This window comes from Desulfosporosinus sp. Sb-LF (genome assembly GCF_004766055.1).
Classification (GTDB): Bacteria; Bacillota; Desulfitobacteriia; order Desulfitobacteriales; family Desulfitobacteriaceae; genus Desulfosporosinus.
The window spans coordinates 1-17,326 of the sequence record NZ_SPQR01000015.1; the positions used below are offsets into that span (position 1 = coordinate 1).

Annotated in this window: 17 protein-coding genes; 4 read left to right on the forward strand and 13 right to left on the reverse strand. The window is 41.7% G+C overall.

The annotated features are described in order from the left end of the window. Positions 1 to 79: 79 nt before the first annotated feature. Positions 80 to 1,204, reverse strand: a complete 1,125-nt coding sequence (locus E4K68_RS17335) for a multidrug efflux MFS transporter (RefSeq protein WP_243450425.1) — start codon at positions 1,202 to 1,204, stop codon at positions 80 to 82. A gap of 36 nt (positions 1,205 to 1,240) precedes the next feature. Next, on the reverse strand, positions 1,241 to 1,894 hold the full coding sequence (locus E4K68_RS17340) for an MBL fold metallo-hydrolase (protein ID WP_135380181.1): 654 nt from the start codon (positions 1,892 to 1,894) through the stop codon (positions 1,241 to 1,243). Positions 1,895 to 2,035: 141 nt separating this feature from the next. Between E4K68_RS17340 and E4K68_RS17345 the strand changes: the two genes are divergently transcribed. After that, complete coding sequence (locus tag E4K68_RS17345; protein ID WP_243450426.1) at positions 2,036 to 2,683, forward strand: TetR/AcrR family transcriptional regulator; 648 nt, start codon at positions 2,036 to 2,038, stop codon at positions 2,681 to 2,683. A 210-nt stretch (positions 2,684 to 2,893) separates the two neighbouring features. Here E4K68_RS17345 and E4K68_RS17350 read toward each other — a convergent pair whose 3' ends face one another. From E4K68_RS17350 to E4K68_RS17380, 7 genes are all read right to left on the reverse strand, one after another. Beyond that, positions 2,894 to 3,505 (reverse strand): recombinase family protein, encoded by a 612-nt coding sequence (locus E4K68_RS17350; RefSeq protein WP_135380247.1) that lies wholly within the window; start codon positions 3,503 to 3,505, stop codon positions 2,894 to 2,896. A gap of 1,150 nt (positions 3,506 to 4,655) precedes the next feature. After that, positions 4,656 to 6,131: a long-chain fatty acid--CoA ligase gene (locus E4K68_RS17355; RefSeq protein ID WP_135380182.1), complete on the reverse strand. Its 1,476-nt coding sequence runs from the start codon at positions 6,129 to 6,131 to the stop codon at positions 4,656 to 4,658. Between the two features lie 285 nt (positions 6,132 to 6,416). Next, on the reverse strand, positions 6,417 to 6,656 hold the full coding sequence (locus E4K68_RS17360; RefSeq protein WP_135380183.1) for an N-acetylmuramoyl-L-alanine amidase: 240 nt from the start codon (positions 6,654 to 6,656) through the stop codon (positions 6,417 to 6,419). Between the two features lie 73 nt (positions 6,657 to 6,729). After that, complete coding sequence (locus E4K68_RS17365; RefSeq protein WP_135380184.1) at positions 6,730 to 6,942, reverse strand: helix-turn-helix transcriptional regulator; 213 nt, start codon at positions 6,940 to 6,942, stop codon at positions 6,730 to 6,732. Positions 6,943 to 7,271: 329 nt separating this feature from the next. After that, positions 7,272 to 9,707 carry a virulence-associated E family protein gene (locus tag E4K68_RS17370; RefSeq protein ID WP_135380185.1) on the reverse strand — a complete coding sequence of 812 codons (2,436 nt, stop codon included), beginning with the start codon at positions 9,705 to 9,707 and terminating at the stop codon, positions 7,272 to 7,274. 1 nt (position 9,708) lies between these two features. Next, positions 9,709 to 9,924 (reverse strand): DUF2922 domain-containing protein, encoded by a 216-nt coding sequence (locus tag E4K68_RS17375; protein WP_135380186.1) that lies wholly within the window; start codon positions 9,922 to 9,924, stop codon positions 9,709 to 9,711. A 166-nt stretch (positions 9,925 to 10,090) separates the two neighbouring features. Then, complete coding sequence (locus E4K68_RS17380; RefSeq protein ID WP_135380187.1) at positions 10,091 to 10,312, reverse strand: DUF1659 domain-containing protein; 222 nt, start codon at positions 10,310 to 10,312, stop codon at positions 10,091 to 10,093. A 343-nt stretch (positions 10,313 to 10,655) separates the two neighbouring features. Here E4K68_RS17380 and E4K68_RS17385 point away from each other — a divergent pair, with 343 nt between their 5' ends. After that, positions 10,656 to 11,936 (forward strand): alkyl/aryl-sulfatase, encoded by a 1,281-nt coding sequence (locus E4K68_RS17385; RefSeq protein WP_135380188.1) that lies wholly within the window; start codon positions 10,656 to 10,658, stop codon positions 11,934 to 11,936. A gap of 371 nt (positions 11,937 to 12,307) precedes the next feature. On the opposite strand, the gene E4K68_RS17390 is transcribed toward E4K68_RS17385, so the two are convergent. Beyond that, on the reverse strand, positions 12,308 to 13,207 hold the full coding sequence (locus E4K68_RS17390) for an EamA family transporter (RefSeq protein WP_135380189.1): 900 nt from the start codon (positions 13,205 to 13,207) through the stop codon (positions 12,308 to 12,310). 291 nt (positions 13,208 to 13,498) lie between these two features. Between E4K68_RS17390 and E4K68_RS17395 the strand changes: the two genes are divergently transcribed. Beyond that, complete coding sequence (locus E4K68_RS17395; RefSeq protein ID WP_135380190.1) at positions 13,499 to 14,143, forward strand: flavodoxin family protein; 645 nt, start codon at positions 13,499 to 13,501, stop codon at positions 14,141 to 14,143. Positions 14,144 to 14,267: 124 nt separating this feature from the next. Here E4K68_RS17395 and E4K68_RS17400 read toward each other — a convergent pair whose 3' ends face one another. The 3 genes from E4K68_RS17400 to E4K68_RS17410 form a co-directional block, all read right to left on the reverse strand. Then, entirely contained in the window at positions 14,268 to 14,849 is a 582-nt protein-coding gene (locus E4K68_RS17400) for a CHAP domain-containing protein (RefSeq protein WP_135380191.1), read from the reverse strand. Positions 14,850 to 15,428: 579 nt separating this feature from the next. Further along, a complete protein-coding gene (locus E4K68_RS17405; RefSeq protein ID WP_135380192.1) occupies positions 15,429 to 15,776 on the reverse strand; it encodes a DsrE family protein in 348 nt (115 codons plus the stop codon). 110 nt (positions 15,777 to 15,886) lie between these two features. Next, positions 15,887 to 16,081 (reverse strand): hypothetical protein, encoded by a 195-nt coding sequence (locus tag E4K68_RS17410; protein ID WP_135380193.1) that lies wholly within the window; start codon positions 16,079 to 16,081, stop codon positions 15,887 to 15,889. Between the two features lie 271 nt (positions 16,082 to 16,352). Between E4K68_RS17410 and E4K68_RS17415 the strand changes: the two genes are divergently transcribed. Beyond that, positions 16,353 to 17,279, forward strand: coding sequence for a polysaccharide deacetylase family protein (locus E4K68_RS17415; RefSeq protein WP_135380194.1), 927 nt, complete (start codon positions 16,353 to 16,355; stop codon positions 17,277 to 17,279). Positions 17,280 to 17,326 lie beyond the last annotated feature (47 nt).

Consider the following 17,326-nt stretch of genomic DNA (forward strand, 5'->3'; position numbering starts at 1 on the left):
GATAATTCCTCCCTCAAATAGTCTTGAGGTGATTATCTCAATTCCTAATGTCTATTGGTATGTGCAGAATTTTTGACAATTACGTAATAAAAAAGACAAATTTAATGCCTAGATAGGCTGCCACTTGCCCACCTAATACAGAACCTCCAAATACACCCAGATACCCTGCCGACATGATAAAGCCAAAAACTCTGCCGGTTAGAGCATCCGGTGTAATTTTCTTAACAAGGGTATTAACAGAAGGGTTCAACCCAGCTATCGCTAATCCCAATAAAAAGCGCAGCCCTATCAATTGCCATGGATTCTTCACAAAGGCTTGTGGTATATAAATGATTCCGGCAACAATGAGTGCAATTAAAATAACTTTATGCGCACCTATTTTATCAGAAAGTCTGCCAAGCCTTGGAGCTGAAATTATGCTTGCCAGCCCAGAAGCTGAGAACGCTAATCCGGCCAACAGTGCGACATGAGCAGTACCTTTGGTTAATTGGGTGACGTAAACAGTTACAATGGGTTCTATAGAATACAACCCTAGAGTTAAAATAAAAAAGGTTGCAAGCAGAATAATAGTCAAACTCTTTTCAGGAACATCTTCCCATATCTTCTTGATACTATTTACCTTTTTATCCTGACGGACAAAAGATTCTTTTACAAATAAAGCGGTCAAAATAAATGCAATCAGCAGCAATGCCCCTGTTATGAAAAATACAGGTTGAAAACCAAGGTTCTCTTCGATAAAACCGCCAATAATAGGACCTAGCAAAGAACCAGCAATACTTCCTGTTGAAAGTGTGCCTAAAGCATACCCGGCGTGTTCCTTGCCAGTCTGAGTTGCAATCAATGCAGTACAAGCAGTGCTAAAACCTGTGATAACACCCTCCAATAATCTTAACCCGATCAGTACATATACATTCGGCGCAAACCCCATGCAACCTATAACCAATGCCATACCAAGGCTTGCCCGCAAAATCATTGGCTTTCGCCCAACTTTGTCGGCAAAATGACCCCAAATTGGTGAGAAAATAGCTGAAATTAAATAGGTAACACCAAAAGCAATGCCGGAAAGTTGGGCAATGGAAGATGGACTATGAACCCCCAAATGCTGAATATAAAGCGGCAATACAGGGGCTATCTGACTCATTCCGATAGCTGCTACAAACATTCCGAACCAACAAACGAATAGATTTCTTTTCCAAATTGGCATGGATATAACTCTCCTCATGTTCAAAGCTGTCTGATCTCAATCATATTGAAGGACAATAATCTCTTTATCTTCTTTGTATTCTTTTATATTAGCTTTATCAATGTCCAGCTCCTTACACTTTTTGGACTTTAACCCCGAAGCGGCGATGAATTTATCAACCTTTTCAAATAAAAAGCCAAGCAGCCCGAACGCCTTTGTACGGTAATGCATCGGGATCACAATTGCCGGATTCAGCTGCTTCATGACTTGAACAGCATCCAATGCATCAATGGTGGCGCGTCCACCAACGGGAAGCAGGAGTATGTCTACAGTTCCTATTTCGTTAATATGAGTATCTGTTAGCACATGTCCCAGATCGCCGCAGTGGCAAACATTAATTCCATCAATATTAAAGTTATATACCGTGTTTTTTCCTCTCTTGCTCCCCAATTCCTTATCATGAAATGTGGCTACCCCTTTTATAGCAATACCATTTACCTCAAAAGTCCCCAGTTCGTTGAAATGGGTGAAGCTGCCTTTGACTGCATTAATATTATTATGATCGCTGTGATTGTGACTGGTGGATACGATATTCGCTTCAATTTCAGGTAACTTATAACCCAACATATTTTTGAACGGGTCAGTGAGTATTTTTGTGCCATTTTTGGTAGTTATCAGAAAACATGATTGGCCTAACCATTTGATTTTCAATTTACGACACCCCTTTTTATAGTTCTCAATATAGATTCGATATTACCATTTTGCAGATTTTGCATGTGTTTTACAACTCCTTTACTTTATGATAACATAAGTGGAGTGTTCTCCACATAGAATATCAGGAGAGCTCTCCACTTGTCAACTGGGTTTATAAAAAATTTAGGATGTGATGATATCATGAGTGGTTCTGAAACAACCCAAAATCGTTCTGAACGCCGTGATGCTGCTGAGAATCGCCAGCGAATATTGAGCGCGGCTGTTAAGTTATTTGAGCAAAATGGTGTTGAACAAGTTAGTATGAATCAAATTGCTAGCGAAGCACATGTCGGTCCGGGGACTCTTTATCGCCGGTTCAGAAATAAAGGGGAATTATGTCTTGATTTAATAAAAGAAAATGTTGATCAACTGTTTAATGATATTGAAACTTTCTTGGAGCAACACCATTCTGATTTGCCAAACCAACGATTAAAAGGACTTCTCAGCCTATTTATCCGTTTTAGAGAAAGAAAAGCTCAATTGCTTACAGGAGTGGAGGATTCATCGTCAACCAATCCACTCAGGTCAAGAATGCAGAGTCCACTGTTCAACGAATTGCATCAACTTTTAGTGGAACTGTTTGACGAGATAAATGAGACTGAGCATATTCATTTCAATAGCGTTTTTAGGGCAGATATGTTGATAATGGCTTTAAGCAGAGATTCCTATTCATTTCAAAGAGATGTACGTGGATATTCGTCAGAGATAATTTTGGAGGAACTCTGCGCATTATTTATTTTTGCTTAAATAATAAACTCTTGATGGTTCAACTCAACAAAATTCTTATAATGGTCGGCTCTACTTTTTTATATGAAAATAGCCAGGATTTTAGCGATACATTGCTTGCTAAAATCCTGCGAATTGCCATGTCAGAAATCTGCTAAAGACCTGCGAATTTTGGTGCGATTTCTGATTTTCCACTTCAAAACTGAACCCCTTATAAAGAAAGAGAAGGGTTTAATTACCCTTCTGAGCTTCGTGTTGGTTAACCAACTTATAAAATGTAGTTGTTTTCAGATTCAGTTCCTGCATTGCTTTTTTCGCCGTGATCTGTTCTTTTTTCCATCTTACATATACCTCATTAAATCCTTCTGGAAATGTAGCTTTTGGTCTACCTAAATGCTTACCTTGTAATTTGGCAACTAAAATACCCTCTGCCTGTCTGGTCCTAATGTTCGCCCGTTCCTGCTCTGCAACATAAGCCAGCACCTGTAATATGAGATCAGAAATAAATGTACCGAGTAAATCCTTGTGTAAAGTTGTATCAAGCATGGACATATCTAGCACTTTGATATCCGCTTTAATATCTTGGGTTATATACTGCCATTCCTTAATTATTTCTCTATAATTCCTACCTAAACGATCGATCGACTTAATAATAAGCAAATCGCCTTCCCGTAATGCATTTTTTAGAATCTGATACTGAGGTCTGTTAAAATCTTTACCACTTTGCTTATCTAACAATATAAACCTTTCGTCAACACCAGCTTCAGTGACTGCTTTAATCTGTCTTGATTCATTTTGGTCTTTATCGCTCACCCTGCAATAGCCATAAATTCTATTTGTTATAACGAACACTCCCTATAATTTCTTAATACCACAATTATAGTAAGAGTATTCGCAAACATCAACTTAATTTACGAATATGTGTATAATTACTTATGTACCTTTACGGATATAAATGGTTGCGTATTTTCATGTGTTTTGTATAAACGCAAAGGTACTAATGTAAAGGAAATCGAAGACTCTACGATTATTTTCTCCGTTTCATTTCTTCATTTCCGTTAAATTAATTTACCCTTTAATGAACCTTAAAGTCCAAAATGTATGTCTATTTCTATCATTGTAATAAGTACCTTCAAGTACATTTTGTTCCTTCTTATACGTAAGCGAAGTGAATCCCGAATGGGAATTCATGGTGTTAATCATATTTTTATCTGAAGTGCGCTTACAATTCCGTCAATAAGCGGTTTTATCAGGGAAACCACGTTAACCTCGATCATACTTGGTTTATTGATAACAATCTCAAGACCAAAGTGGCCTTGAACCACTGAAGAATGTAATGTTGGTGAAATTTATTTTGTAGAGTAAGAACAATTGAAGCAAGTATACTTCGGTGAGTAAATTTCATTCGTGGAGTGTTAGTAAGATGACCGAATGCAGCTATTTAATCAGCGGCTCTGGGCTACAACAATTGTTTAGAAGTATGGTCAGAGCCCAAAGGAAAGGTACTCGAAATGCGTAATGCAATCCGCAGGCCTGTAAAACGAGAAAATTTACGCACGATCACTTGTTATGCAAAACCGTCATTCCATCTGATTTTGCCTTCAATAGCACAAGCTTAGAACCTGGACAAACTCACTTCGAGAATTCTTTAGAGTTAACCTGACCAAACATCCAAATTTTAAGAACTTTATTATCATCCACTATTTAGTGGTGTGTTTTCTTTGCAGGAGAACTACCGTCTCAACGTGTGTTTGGGCAAGGTGGTGATACTGAAACGCGTAAACGAGGATTTTGCGCAAAGGTTAGACCCCCAAAAAACAAGGGGGTCGTTATCGCCTAAGAAACCATTAGATTCAAGAACATTTTTAATAAACGGATGCAAATCCTCTAACTTTTTGTGTATTCGTTTAGTCCTGAGTAAAAGTACGGCCCTATAAGAAAAAATTCCCCCGAACTATCAGTTTGAGGGAACATATTTTATCTTTACTAATCACTACATTTTCAGCATTCTTTTCAAGATTTTACCCGAGCTGTTTTTGGGAAGCTCAGATACAAATTCAATTTTTCGAGGTATTTTATAACCGGCAAGATGTTCTTTCAAATACCCAAGTACTTCCTTCGAAGTGCATTCTTCATTATCTTTAAGAACAATAAATGCTTTCACAGACTCGCCACGCAATTTGTCCGTAATTCCGACGACCGCGGCCTCTTTCACCTTCGAATATTGATATATAACTTCCTCAACTTCCCTAGGATATACATTCAAGCCACCAGCAATGATCAAATCTTTTTTCCTGTCTACAATATAAATATATCCATCTTCATCTTTCTTCGCAAGATCCCCGGTATACAGCCAACCATTCTTCAATGCCTCTTCTGTTTCTTTCTCCTTTTTGAAGTATCCTAACATTACATTGTCACCGAGGGTTATCAGTTCACCGACATCACCAGCCGGTAGTTCCATATCGCTATCATCAACAATCTTGCATTCAACACCACTAAGAGGCAGACCTATAGAGCCTGCCTTCTGTATTCCATCCAAAGGATTAAAGCTTACTACAGGGGACGCTTCTGTCAAACCGTATCCCTCAACAACTGGGAGCTTCAGAATATCTTTGGCCTGTCTTAGTACTTCTACAGGCAGTGCTGCTCCCCCGGAAATTGCTAAGCGAAGTTTAGGGAAAGTAACGGTATTCTTGCAGGCCTCTAACAATAATACATACATAGTTGGAACTCCCGCAAAAACAGTAACTTCATCATTTAATAAAGATTCTATGACTTCTTTTGGATGAAACTTCTCTAATATCGTAACTGTTGCACCGCTCCATAAAGGGTTAAGAACACAGACAGTAAATCCAAAAACATGGAACATCGGAAGCACGCAAAAATAGTTATCATTTACTGTTCCACCAAACGCAATCCGTGACTGTTCAGCATTTGTAACTAGATTTTTATGGGTAAGCATTGCGGCCTTTGGTTTTCCTGTAGTACCGGAGGTATATAAAAACGTGGATACGGCATTCTCATCTGTAAAATCCTCAACTACTTCAACCGAGATTTCAGAAATAGTTCTCTGAAACTCCTGATTCAGAACAATAATCTTAATATTCAAAAGCTCTTGGAGCGATTCTTTGCTATGCTTTATTGTTTGAAGAATTGTAGGGTGCATAATCATAAAGCTAGCTCCGGAATCGTTAACCAAATATGTAATTTCATCCATGGTAAGCTGTAGATTCACCGGAACAATAATTGCTCCATTTTTTACCACGCCCAAATAGGAAAAGATAAATTCAGGTGAGTTCGGGCAACTCAGTAGTACTCTTTCTTCACCCTTCACTCCCAGTTTCAATAATAGACTTGAATACTGACTAACTGTTTTATCAAGCTGTTCATAGGTGATACTATTTCCTTTGAATTTTATTGCGATAGAATCGGGATTATATTCTTTCTTATAAATGTTTCCTAACATAATGACCCCCATAATATACTAGAATTTAATAAATTTAATAAAAAAAAATACAAATATAGCAAATCGTATTATACTATACATCGCTTCGTATTAATACGAAATTGTAAATACTTTGTTTAAATCAAAATTCTGCGACCCACATACAAAATAATGCCCTCGGGCTAGGCATACGACGCACGTAACCTCAATTGGTTGGAAAACATATTACAAAGAATAAATCCCGCATTTCTCAATGCTCTAACTGTGTTTTCTTTACAGGAGAACTACTGTCTTGACGTGCTGCGTTCACGGGTACTGTCCAAAAAAATTGGCCCATGCTACATTTTCGAGTTCAACATATTGATGAATAGCCCCATTTTCTCCGACTCCAAAATGGGAACTAACCTTACTTTCTGGATTGGTAAACCAAGCATCGGTCCCTGTTAAGGTTCCGCTCATGATATGGTTAACAATAGCAAGGGTTCTGTAGCCTTTTGAGCTACTAAAGTTCGGCGACCCCTTCCATACAATCGTAGGTTTATCCATTTCCGTCCTCCTCTTCTACTCATAATAGGACTCAGTTATAAGAAGGTCATTGCCTAGTCTGCTAGTCTTTTAATCAATCCATTAAATCCGCCCAGCCTACCCCAACAACCCCCACAATCCGTCTAGCCCAAGTCGGGCTCATCGGGCGTTTTCCCCGCTCCAAGTCACTGATAATGCTAGCTGCAATCCCCGCCTTTTCTGCCAATTCCTTTTGGCTCCCAATGGTGGCTTTCAGACGAGCTTCTCTCGTTTTTTGCCCAGCATAGGTTACTTCCTTCTCACTCATACCCTCATCCCCCAACGTTCCTTTATTTCACATCGGTAACAGAAAACAGATGAACAGACTTTCTCTATATTCCTTACGCGTATACACGTATATGCTCGCGCTATACCTTTCTCTTCAGTTTGTTAACTTTAATAGGATAAACTCTGTTCCTTCTGTTCCTCATTCCCTGGAACCCTTGGTATATCTGGGTTTTCTTTGGTAACACACCTGGGAACAAAGTGGAACAAGTAGGAACAGGAAGGAACAGACGGGAACAGAGTGCTGCTACATGTTCCGTGGATCGTCAAGATAAGTTTTTCCTTCTGCCTAGTCTGAGAGGAGGGCATCGCCTAGGAATCCACTACTCTCCTATAGGAACGTTGCCGTCCATAAATTTCGAAGCGAATCGCCACCTCATTTCGCTCCCAACCCTCGGCCTTATCTAGAATGCCCCGAATTTCACGTGACTGAGTGTTGGATAGCTGTTTAGGATCTCCGCCAAAGCACTCACACCAAACCTCCATGGCACAGACCCTGCTGCGCTTACGCGTACCCTTATCCCCATTAAAATCACTCGCCAAAAACATCCGCCTGCCACTGAGGTCCAAGCTCTCCCAATTCTTCGGCAGCAGGGTTCCCAGATACTCATACACGATACCCGCTTTGTCGCTTTCCTCGGTATGCTCCGCCTGGACGGTCTTAGCTAACTCCGCCAGCGTGTCCTTGAGGTATAGTTCCTCTCCAGATTTATACGCCTGCACAGCTTCAGCCCAGATCTGATCCACGTTCAAATCCTGCCATAGACTTTGTTGGCCCCGGCCCACGTTCACGGGCCAAAACCGTCGGTTCCCGGTTCGATCGCGCAAACACTCCTTGTCGTTCGTAGTACCAACGAAAACACACTGGCGAGGAAAGGCCACTGTCCGCCGCCCGTAGGCCTCCCGGAAAATGTCCTCTTGCTTAGAGATAAAGTGCTTTAACGCCTCAATGTCCGCCTTCTTAGCCGCTGAAAGCTCGGCCATTTCCACGATCCATGCTCCCTGCAGTTGCTCAAAGGCCTCCTTCCCCACGACGGTCGTTAAACTATCTGAGTACCATTTACTGCCGAGTCTGTTCAAGAGATAGCTCTTGCCTAGTCCCTGATCTCCCACTAAGAGGAGCATATAGTCAAATTTACAGCCCGGGTCATAGACTCTTGCCACTGCTGCCGCAAGAGTTTTCCTGATCACCGCTCTGGTATAGGGGGTATCCTCTGCGCCAAAATAGTCGATAAGCAACCGATCCAGGCGCTCAACACCGTCCCACTGGAGATTTCTTAAATAGTCTTTAACTGGATGATAACGGTTCTGCTCCATCACCACAGCTAAAGCGTCCATTGTTTTGCCGACATGGCTTAGGCCATAGATATGCTCTAAATAATGTCGGATCGAGGCGTCATCTGTATCCGTCCAGCACACGCCTCGATCTAGACCACGCCACGCTAAATCCCTTAAGAGTTCATTGTGATGGGCAAACTCGTTATACCCCACAGCCTTCCGGAGCAGGGGGTCGTTTTCCAAAATCAGCCGAATGTTATCAATCGTGGCGGCCAGGGTGCCGTCTTTTCTATAGGTGAGTCCTTCAGCCCAACGACGATCAGACGATGATGAAGCAGTCGCTGCAGAGCTGGTCCAGGAGGTGGGCGACGTCGGAGAATCTATGGCCGCCGTTGCTTCCGATGCTCCCGGTGCTCCCAATGGAAATTTCCGCGCCGATGCTGCCAAGCGTTCTTCAGCAAGTTGGCGTTTGACTCGGACATCCTGTACGACTAATTCTTGCATGGCCAGATAGGATGGACGTTGACTCATTGCTTTACGTTCCTCGACATCTTGGTCGAGCTCACCAAACTTTTGCAGGCGCACGATATCAAAGGCGTTAAACAACCTGCCACAGGCTGGATCCGTGGCATGATGGGAATAGGCATAGAGATCGTCATAAATTACCACTCCTGCTGTACTGTCCGCCGGGCTATAGCTGTAGCGATTGGACAGTGAACAAGGGGTGTAAACATCCGCTAGAAACGTCTCGATCGCATCACGGATGTTGTAGGCTCTGCAAAAACTGCCGACGAGACCTTCTTTACGGGTGGGATCGACTTGCTTATCCCGAGTTGTTTGAATGATCCTCTGCTGCCTTGAGGAAATCGGCCATTCCGAGGTGTCCTGCCAAGATTGGTAGCTGGCCAGGACCTCATCCGGATTCAGCAAGGGTCCTGCTTGGCTTTGGAAGATATACTCACCATCCGACGAGGTACTCGGCCAGTACATCAGCCGAGAGGCTTCATAGGTGGTGTCATCAAACTGCTCAATTCCAATATCCTCAGCCACTTTGCGAGCGATCGCTTGATATTCGTCCTCGGACACGCCTCTGACTAACGGAATGATGAGTCTAAGTCTGGGTGCCTCAGGTAGGTGTTTATGCGTGGAATAGAGACAACAGGTGTAATCGCAAAATAGGGTGATAAAATCCCAAGCATCCACCTGCGCGTAGTCCATATCTAGCGTGAGCATACTGCGATACTCCACTGACCCGCGTCGGCGTTTGCCCTTCCTTAACTTTCCTCCAACAAATCCCCCAACATCCTTAATCTCGTCTTGCTTTCCTTTCATGAACGTTCTATACTCAGCCACCGTTTCGCTCGTCCGGTGGGTTGTTTTCACCTTATCCATAAACTTGGTCCAACTCAGCTCAATATTCTTCCACTGTTTCTCTTTTCTGCTCTTACCCATCGCAATCGTGAACTTCATCTCATCCGTCCTTTCTGTAAAACCCTGCCTCAAATCCTTCCGCGATGAGTGCACCACCGGATGTCAAGAAGATATTCTTGGCGATCATCTGATCCATCACGGCTTCGATCTGAACCGTTGTCAGATCCACTTTAGGTTCTGGCAGTGTGAAGCTTACTGCATTTCCAAGGGCATTGTTAAACGTCATGCGTAAGACTTTTTTACTAATAGTAGGCATGGTTTTTCCTCCTTTCCCTACGGCCCTCCACAAATGGAGACGTTCATCCGTTCGATGTTCGATTACCTCTCCTTGCTTCTTGACCCTTTAGTTTTTTGTTTTCGAGTGAAGGTCGACTAGCCTTCAGAAAGGTTTGACTAACCCACAACTTTTCTCTTTCTCTTGATTACTCTGCGAGGTCAAAACGGTTGTCGCGACGTACTCCGATGAGTGGATAATCTTGAAGTCTATATAGGGCATTGGCCACATCATACAAATCTTGGTCGAGGGCGTCAGACTTTACATTTGCAAAGCTGCGCTGACTAAGCTTTGGAGAGCCTTCCGGAGTTAAACCCGTTTGGAAGGTTACCACCATCACGGTGTCTTTGGCACTAGAAATGACAGCCATCTCGTTCACCTCCTTTCCCTATGTTCGATACTTATGAACCAACGTTCGCAGAACAAAAAGCAGCCGGCTCCTGCCGACTGCTTTGGTAGAGAAGGAATTCATGGATCTCTGGGCAGGTAGAGATCCCACGGACCACCCCCTGCACGAGAACGCTTGTTCTGTATTTAGTATACTTGACCCGTAATAAATCTGTCAATGGATCCGGGAAAGATCAGTCATGAAATCACACCAGTGAAAAAATGACTCGCACCAGAAGATTTCAATTCCACAAAAGCATTACAGCGACTCGAATTATATGCTACACTTAAAAAATCCTATTTAGATCAAATGAGAGGTGCTATCAATGATACGACCAGATGCAGAACAATTACTAAAAGAATTTTCAGCAACGGCATATCCACGTCAAGTGACAGAAATCATTCCCGGCGTCATATATCATGTTATGGGCTATGGCCACAGCAATGCGAGCTTTATCATTGGGGAAACTTCGGTCATACTGATCGATACCCTTGATACCGACTATCGCGGCGAAGCCCTCAAGGCCATTATCGCCAGGCATACCGACAAGCCAGTCAAGACCATCATCTACACCCATGGCCACCCAGATCACCGTGGTGGCGCTGGTGTTTTTATGGACAGTGAGCCGGAAATCATTGCCTTTGCTCCTTGCAAGCCAGTCCTCGGGCGAATGAATGCCCTGGAGGACGTGCTCAATCAGCGTGGCGTCAGACAATTTGGCTACGAGCTCAGCAACGAAGAAGCCATTTCCCAAGGCATCGGCATTCGTGAAGGCATAGTTCAAGGCGAGGGTCAAAGGACTTTTGTGCCACCAACCACTGTTTATAGTGAGGCAAAAATCGCACGCGATATTGATGGCATCACTCTAGAGATTGCTGCTGCTCCAGGCGAAGCTGAAGATCAGCTACTCATCTGGCTGCCAGCGCAAAAGGCACTTTGCTGTGGTGATAATTACTATGGTTGCTGGCCCAATCTATATGCCATCCGAGGCGGTCAGTATCGAGATATCAGCACCTGGGTAGACACCTTGGACAAACTGATTGCTTATCAGGCTAATTATCTCCTCCCAGGTCATACCCACCCCATCATCGGTGAAACCGCTGTTGCAGAAACCTTAACCAATTTTCGTGATGCTATTGATTATGTTTTCACAGAAACCCTTAAAGGCTTGAATCAGGGCCTGACCATGGATGAGGTGACAGAAGCCGTCAAGCTGCCTGAAAAGTGGGCCAGCCTTCCCTATCTGGGCGAATTTTATGGCACTGTTGCCTGGTCTGTTCGTGGCATATATGCCGGCTATGTAGGTTGGTTTGATGGTAATCCAACCAACCTCAATCCACTGCCAATTCGAAACCGTGCTGAAAAAACCATCGCTCTTATGGGTGGCACAGAGTCTGTCCTTTCTGCCATCAGCCAAGCCCTAGACAACAAAGACGCTCAATGGGCTATTGAGCTTGCAGATATCCTTATCGCCGCAGATAGTACCAATAAAGAGGCAAAACAATACAAAGCGCAAGGCCTCATAAGCCTCGGCCACCTGGAAACAAGTGCTAACGGCCGTCACTACTACCTCGCCTACGCCAAGGAACTGCTCACTGATTTGTAACACTATTGAGTTGTTAGACAATATATTGCGAGTAAAGAACTTCTATATGGGACTTGATGGACGAATATTATGCTAAAACCTTAAACCCTTACCCCTAGAACCTGCGACCTCCAAAGTTGATTTTTACAACTTTTGCGAGCCCTTCAAAACTACTCATGATCGTTGAAAAGAAACAGCATGTCATTTTTCCGAATGACATGCTGTTTCTTTCATCTAGTAAACGAAGATAAGTAATGTAGTTGTTGACGTTTCCTCGAGTGAATAGCCCTATGGCTCCACAATTTCCAAACCGTCCGTTGTGATAATAAAGAATAAAGTACACTTCCCGGGAACTTGTTGAGAATTATATCGCAAACGCTTGGGTAATAAACCTAGGCAATCATCTTGATTGAAGGTTTCGACAACTGGACTAATAAAACCCCGCCTAAAATAACGATCGCAGAAATGAACACTTTCGGCGAGACTGGCTCGCCTAGAATCACGGCGCCTAAGATCACTCCGACAACAGGATTCACGTAAGCATAGGTACCGGCTTTTGATGCCGACCATTTTTGTAAGATATAGATATAGGAACTGTAACCAAGGATCGATCCAAAAAGGATTAAATAAACCAGTGCACCAAGACCTTTACTGGTCAGATGAATATGACCAGCCTCCCCCATCAAGACCCCAACTAGTGTCAATCCAATTCCTCCAGCAAACATTTGTACACCAATATTGGCCACCATTGTTCCGGATGGCTTAAATGTCTTCGAATAGACGGAGCCCAGTGACCACGAAAACGCCGCCAGCAATAGTAATAGTCCGCCTGAAACATCCATTGCTTTAGTTTCAGAACCCGTCAATAACAAAAGAGCAACCCCGAAGAACCCCAAAAGTAAACCAAGCCACCCCTTCAAGCCAATCCTTGGACCATTAGGCAGGAATCGTTCTAGAATCGCATTGAACAGTGGGACAATCGCAAAAAGAAGTGCCGTGACACCAGAAAAAACCCATTGTTCCGCCCAAACTACAAGCCCGTTGCCACCCAACAGTAAAAACAAACCAACGATTGCCTGTCTCCGTACATCTGTGAAATTTCCGGGGAACTTGTACCCTTTATAATAAGCGTATGACAACACCAAAGACCCTGCAATCAGGAACCTTATCCCGGCAAATAATATTGGCGGGAAGTCACTTACTCCAATTCGAATCGCCAGATATGTTGACCCCCATAGGATACAAACCGCTATGTATGCCAGAATTACCTTCGTCTCTTCTCTTTTTGCCATAACACATCTCTCTCCCTAATTTTACAACGCACACTTGGCCTTCTGATTACGAGCAGAAGCGATGACGTTGCTTGTCTCCCTCTTTCGATTAACTTCGTCATAATTATAGCATAAACGAGCACTCTGAAGAGTGCTCGTTTGTCAAGATGAAATGGCGAGTTCCATCTGCCTGGCGGATAAAAGACCTTTTGCCACCTATATGTACGTATTTGTATATTTGTTCCTTACTAGTATAATGTTATTGTCCTTTAAATTAAATTTAAAAATAATTATTAGGAGAATGATATTTCTATGAAAGTAATTGCTATCAATGGGAGCCCGAGAAAAAATTGGAATACCGATACCCTATTGCAAGAAGCGCTTGATGGAGCTAAATCTGTGGGAGCGCAAACGGAAGTTATACATTTATATGACTTGAATTTCAAAGGTTGTATCAGCTGCTTTGCCTGCAAGAGGAAGAATTCTAAGCATGCTGGACACTGTGCTATGAAGGATGACCTGACAAGTGTCCTTGATAAAATTTTGGAATCTGATGTTCTCCTGCTGGGTTCGCCCATCTATTTTGGCAATATTACCGGTTTAATGCGTTCCTTTTTAGAACGTTTGCTATTCTCAAATCTTTCCTATAATGAAGGTCATCCCTCCATTTTCCAAGGTAAGCTATCCTCAGGTTTCATCTACACGATGAACGTTCCTGAGGAGTTTATCCAAAAAGTCAACTACGAAGCCTTATTTGAGCAAAACAAAAATTTGCTGCAAAGACTAAAGGGAACCTCTGAATTTATGATTTCCACTGATACCTACCAGTTTGAAGATTACTCTAAGTATGAAGCATCTATGTTCGACGAAAAACACAAGTCCCAAGTAAAAGCTGAACAATTCCCAATCGATCGTCAGAAAGCCTTTGATATGGGTGTAAGACTGGCAAGCCTCTAAAGTAAGCAGTATCCTTTGTCAATGAATCTATCCCCTTCACTAGGGTTCCATTATCCTCACAGGCATAGTATCCTCATTATCATGTCTTTCTTTCGCCCACCCATTTATTTAAATCCTCAGGTCATCATTGTTTCCTGAGCCAACCAACAGGCTTCGAACTTGTGCCGATAAAGTAATGATGGTTTTTTACAATAAGCGCAAATACTTGTCGAGAATTCTTTCTATTCTGTTGGATTACTTCAACTGTGTCTGGTGTTACTTTGGTCACGATTGCCACGTGTCCATACGGTGGATTTGTGAATACTAAGATATCATCTGGCTTCGGTTTTTCTGTTCCTTCGTTTTTATACTGTACTAAGCCTCTTTGCTGATTTAAGCCCCCTTGAGGCACGGATGGGTCAAAAAAATCTTTAGCATCACCAAATCCGTTAGGCATTCTATGCTGTTTTGCGACATAATAAAATCGCTTTACATATTCTACGCACTGCCATTTGAGTCCGTAATAGTATCCATCGTAGCTGAAGGTTTCCCTTTTTTCGTTGGTATGATCTAGGTTGTTATAATAAACAGGAACACTTCTATAGCTATCCATTATTTTTCCTGGAGAAGGTTCTATTAAAGGAGTTCGGAAGAAAAAGTGTAACCCTATACCTAAGCTCAATAAAAAAATGCTAAGCAATAAGAATTTATAAACTTTTTCGTTCATGACAAGATCACCTACCTAGAATATAAGGTCTAAATAATACTACTCACTTATGAAGTTTGGCATTCCTGTCCCGACAGTAAATGGCCCCAATTATTCCTAGTTTGTCAGCAAATTGGACTATGCGAGAAAATAAAAGAAGCGAATACCCTCTACATGAGAATTCGCTTCTAGCGCACTGATGATGGTTTAGTTTTCGCGCTTAATCATCGGCTGCGGAGTATAAAGGTTCTAGCCCTACTTCAACCAGAATCGCGTCAATAATATATTTTTCTTGTGCAGTCATACTTATCCTTTCTACCTCTTTTTGAGGGTTATATCCACTTCATATTATGATCTACATTATTGTAACCGAAGATAGGGTTACAGATAAAGCAAAAGGTTTGTCATAATATGGTAATTAATTGTATAAAGGCCGGTCCAGGCGCTCCAAACGCCCGACCGGCCTTTAATCTTTTCTAAATTCCCTTAACTATGTATCAAATCCAGCATTACCGATACCCTTGTTTGAATGTGCTCCATCTGATATATCCTCTCTACATTCTGGCGATTTGACTCTTCCGCCCTGAAATTTAAAGGTTGTCAGACAGTTATTACTCTTACGTTTTCGTCTTTCAAAAAATCGGTAAGTACTTTACCCGTATATATTACGGAGATTCCCATATTCGCCAACACTTCAGAAACTCCGTAACTATCTGCACAGGCTTTGCAGGCTAATAGTTCCACTCCTGCACCTTTCATTGTTTCGATATATTCCTGCAACGTCATATCTTCCGCTAGAAGTTTAGCCGAAGGCCCCCAAACGATCAGAGATACTTCATTCCACCATTCCTTAAGTTTTGAATTTAGCGTATACATGAATGCCATACGAATAGCAACTTCCCTGTCTGCGTTAGTCCAAACCACTACCAATTTATTTGGCTGACTCAAATTACAAGCCTCCCCATTTTTCTTCTCCTAATATTAACCTGTGCCATTTCTCCTTTTCCGATTATGCATCGTGCTTGACCCGAAGATATGCTCAATGCGAGTGTTTAGTACTACTTGCATGTTAAACCTCTTTGATTTAGCAATTCCAGCATTTTGTGCTCGCCAAGTTCGTGTTCGAGCAGAAACATATCCCGATCATTGCAAATCTTAGGGATATGACGCATTGCATTGATTATAATCGCCTGAGCTTCGATGGCTTCCTCGTGAGTGTCACACGCAACATAATCACTATATACCTTAATCATTTTGTAAACTCCTTCGTGCTTCGATCCTATTTGAGATCCGCAAGCAATCCCTTGATCTTTCTGTTGTTTATACTCTTCAAGAATTCGATAATTTCCTTATGATTCCTTTCATAAATATAAGCTTCAGAAAATAATTATCAGAACTTAAAAACATTGAGATTTAGGAAGTTCATAGATTACTGCTTTCTACTCAGTTCCCTCAACATTAATATTAATATGCTATTGTTTTTCTTCGAAAATAGAGTAGGATAAAAGAGAATGAGCATGATTATTGGGGGATAAAAGAGAAATGGTTGTACATAGGGCAAAAGGTCGTGAAGATATACCAACTTATTCAATAGGAATAATTTTGCTTATAATGATTTTAACAATAGGCATAACCTTAATCATAGCACAGCGTAAACTAACTTCAGCTGCTGTTTCATTGCCTTCTTCTCCTTTAGCTCAAAGTCAACCATCTAAACCAACCGTTGATTCTTCAAAAACAGTCATCCGACCAACTTATGATGAAAAGGGTAATCCGCCAACAGCCCCTGGTCTTGCAATGAAAGCTAGAGTCTTTGATTCTGAACCAACTAAAATAGTTTATATTACAATTGATGATGGACCTTACCCTCAAAATACCCCTCATCTTTTAGAAATACTGAAAAAGGAAAATCTTAAGGCTACATTTTTTGATGTAGGGAAACAAATTGAGAAATACCCTTCGTTATTAAAAGCCGAATATGAACAGGGTCATTCCATTGGCAATCATACTTATTCTCACGATTATAACTCTATCTATAAAAGTCCAGACACTTTCCTAGCAGATATTCAAAAAAACGATGATTTAATCTTTAAAGTGATTGGAATACATCCTAGAATAATCCGAGCACCTGGTGGAACTTCGTGTTTCGATATTGCTTATTATAATCTTTTAGATGCTAACGACTATATGGCGTTTGATTGGAATTTAGACTCTAAAGATACTGACGGGAAATTTTCTATTAAACAATTAGTGAGCAATGTTGATAAACAAATTGGAACTAAGAATAAAATAATACTTCTTATACATGATTTACCCGATAAATCTTCTTCGGCTAATGCCTTACCTATAATAATTTCACACTTAAAAGATAAGGGCTATTCTTTCGGTACTTTAAGTAACAAAATTATGCCAATTACTTTCCCTGAAGGATTTCATAAACTTGAAAAATAGAGACTCTTTGGCTTATCTTTTCGCCTGTTTTCATTTTTGTCTCTCCT